Source organism: Halomonas sp. (assembly GCF_052095765.1).
Taxonomy (GTDB): Bacteria; Pseudomonadota; Gammaproteobacteria; order Pseudomonadales; family Halomonadaceae; genus Halomonas.
The window spans coordinates 1-6,047 of sequence record NZ_JBQDJZ010000008.1 but is presented as its reverse complement, the minus strand read 5'-3'; the positions used below and the strand labels follow the sequence as shown (position 1 = coordinate 6,047).

Genomic DNA, 6,047 nt, shown 5'->3' with positions numbered 1-6,047 from the left:
TCTCAGCTGTATGACCATTCGCTGGATCTGTGGAAGGGTCTGTCCCAAGACCTCAACTACAATGTGATGTTTTCGCAGCGTGGTGTGATGAACTTGGGCCACACCCTGCAGGACATGCGAGATATCCAACGCCGGGTGCATGCCAATCGTTTGAACGGCATCGATAGTGAGGTGATCAATGCCGAGCAGATCAAAGAGATTGTGCCGATCATCGATATCTCTAAGCGCGCTCGCTATCCGATCCTCGGTGCTTCTTGGCAGAAGACGGCCGGTGTAGCACGGCATGACGCGGTCGCCTGGGGCTACGCGCGGGCGGCAGATGCGCTGGGGGTCGATATCCTGCAGAACACCGAGGTCACCGGCTTCAAGATTCGCGATGGCCAGGTGTACGGCGTACACACCAACCGTGGCGATATCGAATCCAAGACCATTGGCTGTGTGACTGCAGGCAACTCCGGTGTGGTGGCCAAGATGGCTGGCCTCAAATTGCCACTGGAATCGCATCCGCTACAGGCGCTGGTGTCAGAGCCGCTCAAGCCGATCCTTGATACCGTGGTGATGTCTAACCATGTACACGGCTATATGAGCCAATCTGACAAGGGCGACCTGGTGATCGGTGCCGGTATCAACGGCTACCTTGGCTACGGTCAGCGTGGCAGCTACCTCACTGTGGAGCACACCTTGCAGGCTATTGTCGAAATGTTCCCGAGCCTTTCCCGGGTACGCATGAATCGCCAGTGGGGCGGTATTGTCGACACCTGCGCTGATGCTTGTCCGATCCTGTCCAAGACCAGCATCAAGGGACTGTACTTCAACTGTGGTTGGGGTACCGGCGGCTTCAAGGCGACTCCGGGTTCCGGGCATGTGTTCGCAGCGAGTCTTGCCAAGGGAGAGATGCATCCGCTAGCAGCGCCATTTTCCATTGATCGCTTCAACACCGGTGCGTTGGTGGATGAGCATGGCGCCGCCGGCGTCGCGCACTAAGGAGAAAACACTATGTTTTATATCCATTGCCCTTACTGCGACGAATATCGTGGAGAAGAAGAGTTCGCCCCCAAAGGTCAGGCGCATATCGCCCGGCCGGCGGACCCAGAAAGCTGCAGCGACGAAGAGTGGGGGGATTACCTGTTCTTCCGTGATAACCCGCGTGGCATTCACCACGAGCTGTGGGTGCATGCGTTGGGCTGCCGCAAGTTCTTCAACATTACCCGCAACTCGGCGAGCTATGAAATTTTTGAGACTTACCGCATAGGCGAAAAGCCCAAGGTCACGGCGCAGAGTCTGGCGGATAAGGAAAAGCAGTCTGGCGTCCAGGCCGCAGATGGCGGCTGGCAAACCGTCGGTGCCCACACTGAAAACGAAGCACTGAATAAGAGCAGCGAGACTCTCAACAAGCCCAATAAGGAGGAATCGGTATGACCCAGACCCATCGTCTGCAGCAGGGCGGTCGTATCGATCGCTCCCGCTCTCTGAGCTTTACCTTCAACGGCAAGACGTACCGCGGACATGATGGCGACACGTTGGCTTCAGCTTTGTTGGCCAACGGCATCGATATCGTCAACCGCAGCTTCAAATATTCCCGCCCGAGGGGCATCGTCGCTGCCGGTGCAGAAGAGCCCAATGCAATAGTGCAGCTGGGCAAGACAGAAGCTGGCCAGGTACCCAACGTGCGTGCCACCCAGCAGGGACTTTATGACGGGTTGACCGCACGCTCCACCAACGGCTGGCCCAACGTCCAGCGTGACATGATGAGCTGGGTCGGCAAGCTGGGCGGCAGTTTCATGCCGCCGGGTTTCTATTACAAGACTTTCATGGCACCGGCATCAATGTGGATGACTTACGAAAAGTACATCCGTAAAGGCGCTGGCTTGGGTCGCGCACCCAGCGAAAACGATCCGGACATCTACGACCACCTCAATCAGTTTTGCGATGTGCTGGTGATCGGTGCCGGTCCAGCGGGCCTGGCGGCGGCGCTTTGTGCAGCGAATAGCGGTGCCAGAGTCATCCTGTGTGATGAGCAGGAAGAAATGGGAGGCTCACTGCTGGATAGCCGTGAGCTGCTGGACAGTGCGCCCGCTGGGCAGTGGGTAGCAAGTACCCTCAAAACACTGGCAGGCATGGATAACGTGACCCTGCTGCCACGCACTACCGCCAATGGCTATCACGACCATAACTTTGTGACCCTGCATGAGCGGCGCACCGAGCATCTTGCCGATACCGCACCTAAGGTAAAGAATCGCCGGCAGGTGCGTGCACGTCTGCATCGAGTGCGCGCCAGCCAGGTGGTGTTGGCCACTGGCGCTCATGAGCGGCCGTTGGTCTACGCCAACAATGATGTGCCCGGTAACCTGCTGGCTGGTGCAGTTTCCAACTATATTCGTCGCTACGCGGTGGTGCCGGGTAACAAACTGGTGTTATCCACCAGCAACGACCACGCCTATCGTGCAGCACTAGACTGGTCAGAAGCCGGCCGTGAGGTAGTCGCCATCGTCGATGCTCGGGCCAACCCAGAAGGCGATCTGATCAAGGAGGCCAAAGCCAAAGGTATCCGCGTGATCACCGGCTCCGCGGTAATTGAAGCCAAAGGTGCCAATCGCGTTACCGGTGCTAGGGTGGCAAAGGTCGATCTTGAGCGCTTTGCGGTGAGCGGGCAGGTCGAAGAGCTTGCTTGCGATACCATCGCGACCTCTGGTGGCTATAGCCCAGTGGTGCATCTGGCCTCGCATATCGGTGTGCGCCCCACCTGGCGTGATGACCTGCTGGGCTTTGTGCCTGGCGAAGTGAAGGGCATGCATCCAGTGGGCGGTGCTAAGGGTGTCTACACGCTTGTTGACGTGTTGGCTGACGGTGCACAACTCGGCGCGGAAGCGACCAGGGCCAGCGGTATCGAATCGGTTACTGAACTTGCCTTGCCCCAGGTGGAAGCTCGCCAGGAAGCTCCGGCCTGTGCGCTTTACCAAGTACCCCACGAGAAGTCGACCCTACGTGCGCCCAAGCAGTTCGTGGATCTGCAGAATGACGTTACCGCTGCAGGTATTGAAGTGGCGACTCGCGAGGGCTTCGAGTCCATCGAGCACGTCAAGCGTTATACCGCGCTGGGCTTCGGCACCGATCAGGGCAAACTGGGCAACATCAACGGTATGGCCATTGCCGCGCGGATGCTGAAGCGTTCGATCCCGGAAGTGGGCACTACGGTATTCCGTCCCAACTATACGCCGATCACCTTCGGCGCCATCGTGGGGCGTCATGCCAGGGAGCTGTTTGATCCGGAGCGTTACACCGCGATGCATCAGTGGCACGTGGAGAATGGCGCCGAATTCGAGGACGTCGGTCAGTGGAAGCGACCCTGGTATTTTCCGCGTAAGGTCAATGGCAAGTGGGAAACCATGGACGAAGCAGTATCCCGCGAGAGCCTTGCGGTGCGTACTGGCGTCGGAATCCTCGATGCTTCCACCCTGGGCAAGATTGATATCCAGGGGCCGGATGCCCGCGAGTTTTTGGGCCGCGTTTACACCAACAAGTGGGCCAAACTGGCGCCGGGTCGGGTGCGCTACGGCCTGATGTGCAAAGACGACGGCATGTTGATGGATGACGGTACCACCAGCTGTCTGGGTGAGAACCACTTCCTGATGACCACCACCACCGGCGGCGCAGCCGCTGTGATGGAGTGGTTGGAGCTGTGGCACCAGACTGAATGGCCGGAGCTGCAGGTGTATTTCACCTCGGTCACCGATCACTGGGCAACCATGACCGTGACTGGCCCCGATGCCAGGAAACTGCTGTCGGAAATTACCGATGTCGACCTAGACAAAGAGCAGTTCAAGTTCATGGACTGGCGCGATGGTAAGGTTGCCGATGTACCGGCCCGAGTGTTCCGTATCTCGTTTACCGGGGAGCTGGCCTACGAGATCAACGTCCAGGCCAACTATGCACTGCATGTCTGGAAGACGTTGTTCAAGCACGGCGAAAAGTACGATCTGACGCCTTACGGCACAGAGACCATGCACGTGCTGCGTGCTGAAAAAGGCCTGATTATCGCTGGGCAGGATACGGATGGCTCGGTGACCCCGGAAGATCTGGGCATGTTCTGGGCTATCGGTTACGACAAGCCGTATTCTTGGCTTGGTAAACGTGCTCTGACGCGTCCGGACACTGCGCGCAAGGACCGCAAGCAGTTTGTCGGGCTCAGGCCTGTCGACCCGAAGGTAGTGTTGGAAGAAGGCGCCCATGTCGTTGTCGACAAGGACCAGCCCATTCCCATGGATATGCTGGGCCATGTGACCTCGAGCTATTACAGCCCGAATCTGGAAAGTGGCTTTGCCCTGGCAGTGATCAAGGGTGGTCGGGAGCGCATGGGCGAGAAGCTTTATGTCCCAATGCCGGACGGCCAGGCCCATGAAGTCGAGGTTGTCAGCCCAGTATTCATCGATCCCAAGGGAGAGCGTCAGCATGTCTGATATTACTTACGGTAAGGTTGCGACCTTTGATACCCGTCCGGACGTCTCGATTCCCATGGAATCGCCACTGTCTGTGGCGTTCAACAAAGTGAGCGCTTCAACGCCGCCCCCGACCCCCGCTCCGGATAGTCAGGCTCAGCTCGAAGAAAAGCCCTTTCTGGGCTACCTGATCCTGCGTGGCGGTGCCATCGTGCTCGATGAGGCAGTGCGCGAGGTACTTGGGATCAGTCTGCCCGGTCAGCCGCTGGGGTTGATTCAGGATGCCAGCGGTGAGCGCTCGGTGCAGTGGCTGTCACCTGACGAGTGGCTGGTGATCGTACCCAGCGGCGAAGAGATCGAGCTGGAAAACCGCTTGCGTGAAAAGCTGGGCTCGGCCCATTTCGCCATCATAAATGCCAGTGCTGGGTTTACTCTGATCGAGTTGACTGGCGATAAGGCCCGCGAGCTGCTGATGAAGTCGGTAACTTACGACGTTCATCCCGATAACTTTCCGCTGGGCAAGGCGGTCAGTGTGGCTTTTGCCAAGGCCAGTATCATCCTGCGCCGCCCCAGCGAAGAGCGTTATGAGCTGGTGTTGCGCCGCAGCTTCGCCGACTACTGCTATCGCTGGCTGTTGGACGCCGGTGAAGAATATGGCATTGGCGTGAAGCGTTGAAGTTCAGCCGAGCTGGCGCGAGTGGTTCATCAAAAACTGCTCCAGTGCCGGGGATGGACCCCCGGCCAGTTAAAAGATTTTTATAAATCAACATCTCGATTTTTCTTCATGGGTAAATAACCCGAGAAGAGGAAAGTCTTCATCTGTGACCGTAATAGTGAGCTATCCATAGTAGAACTCACCGTTATGTGTCAGCAGTTGATGATGCCCGCTATTATTGCGCTCAATATATGTCTGGAAATATAAAGAGTGTGGTGCCGCGGAGTAGTTGTTTGCTAACAATCTCAAAAGGAAAAGCAATGTCTATTAAGATCAAGGCTCTGCGTGATGCGCAGCCGGACGTGTTACTGGATGCTACACCGTGGGAAAAGTTGTCCGGGGAGCCACATACCGTTAACCTCAACGCGTACGCGTCAGAAGACGGCACCAAAACCATGGGTACCTGGATTTGCACGCCGGGCAAGTGGGCGGTGAACTACGAGAAGTGGGAGTACTGTGACTTCCGTGAAGGCTATTGTATTCTCACGCCGGAAGACGGAGAGCCTATTCATCTGAGGGCAGGCGATATCTTCATTGTCGAGCCTGGCTTCAAGGGCACTTGGGAAGTTGTGGAAACGGTACGCAAGTATTTCGTTTTTGCCTGATTCTTTGCGTATTTACCAGAGACGCAAATGCTGAACGTAATCATCTGACTCAGATAGTTAGGTCCAAGCAATTGAGTTTAGGTGATCGAGACCAAGGTCGGGCTTAGTCCCCGGCCTTTTACCCTTTAAGGAGTTAGACTCATGGGTCGTCGTGCTGACAGTTGGACTCTGAACGCCCAGTGCCCAAGTCAACTGGGTACCGTGGATGTGGTCACGCGTTATCTCAAGGAGAGTGGCTGTTAAGTGCCTAACCGAAAGTTTTCGTGCATAATGTATGTAGGATAACTGACA

5 protein-coding genes and 1 pseudogene are annotated in these 6,047 nt (G+C 56.8%); all 6 read left to right on the top strand.

What is annotated here, in order from left to right; genetic code table 11:
• A partial coding sequence (locus ACTH3D_RS02160; protein WP_441664778.1) for a sarcosine oxidase subunit beta family protein occupies positions 1 to 984 on the top strand: 984 nt, incomplete at its 5' end.
• A gap of 12 nt (positions 985 to 996) precedes the next feature.
• Positions 997 to 1,419, top strand: a complete 423-nt coding sequence (locus ACTH3D_RS02155) for a sarcosine oxidase subunit delta (RefSeq protein ID WP_441664776.1) — start codon at positions 997 to 999, stop codon at positions 1,417 to 1,419.
• Positions 1,416 to 4,457, top strand: a complete 3,042-nt coding sequence (locus ACTH3D_RS02150; protein ID WP_441664774.1) for a sarcosine oxidase subunit alpha family protein — start codon at positions 1,416 to 1,418, stop codon at positions 4,455 to 4,457. The genes ACTH3D_RS02155 and ACTH3D_RS02150 overlap by 4 nt, the downstream gene beginning before the upstream one ends.
• Entirely contained in the window at positions 4,450 to 5,112 is a 663-nt protein-coding gene (locus tag ACTH3D_RS02145; protein WP_441664772.1) for a sarcosine oxidase subunit gamma, read from the top strand. Before ACTH3D_RS02150 ends, ACTH3D_RS02145 begins: the two co-directional genes overlap by 8 nt.
• A 299-nt stretch (positions 5,113 to 5,411) precedes the next feature.
• Positions 5,412 to 5,756 carry a cupin domain-containing protein gene (locus tag ACTH3D_RS02140; RefSeq protein ID WP_441664770.1) on the top strand — a complete coding sequence of 115 codons (345 nt, stop codon included), beginning with the start codon at positions 5,412 to 5,414 and terminating at the stop codon, positions 5,754 to 5,756.
• Positions 5,757 to 5,897: 141 nt separating this feature from the next.
• Positions 5,898 to 5,996 (top strand): annotated as a pseudogene (locus ACTH3D_RS02135) (formyltetrahydrofolate deformylase); the annotation flags it as partial.
• Positions 5,997 to 6,047: the final 51 nt, after the last annotated feature.

Coding starts and splice junctions, on each gene's coding strand:
- ACTH3D_RS02155 (WP_441664776.1), top strand. CDS start 997: ATGTTTTATATCCATTGCCCTTACTGCGACGAATATCGTGGAGAAGAA.
- ACTH3D_RS02150 (WP_441664774.1), top strand. CDS start 1,416: ATGACCCAGACCCATCGTCTGCAGCAGGGCGGTCGTATCGATCGCTCC.
- ACTH3D_RS02145 (WP_441664772.1), top strand. CDS start 4,450: ATGTCTGATATTACTTACGGTAAGGTTGCGACCTTTGATACCCGTCCG.
- ACTH3D_RS02140 (WP_441664770.1), top strand. CDS start 5,412: ATGTCTATTAAGATCAAGGCTCTGCGTGATGCGCAGCCGGACGTGTTA.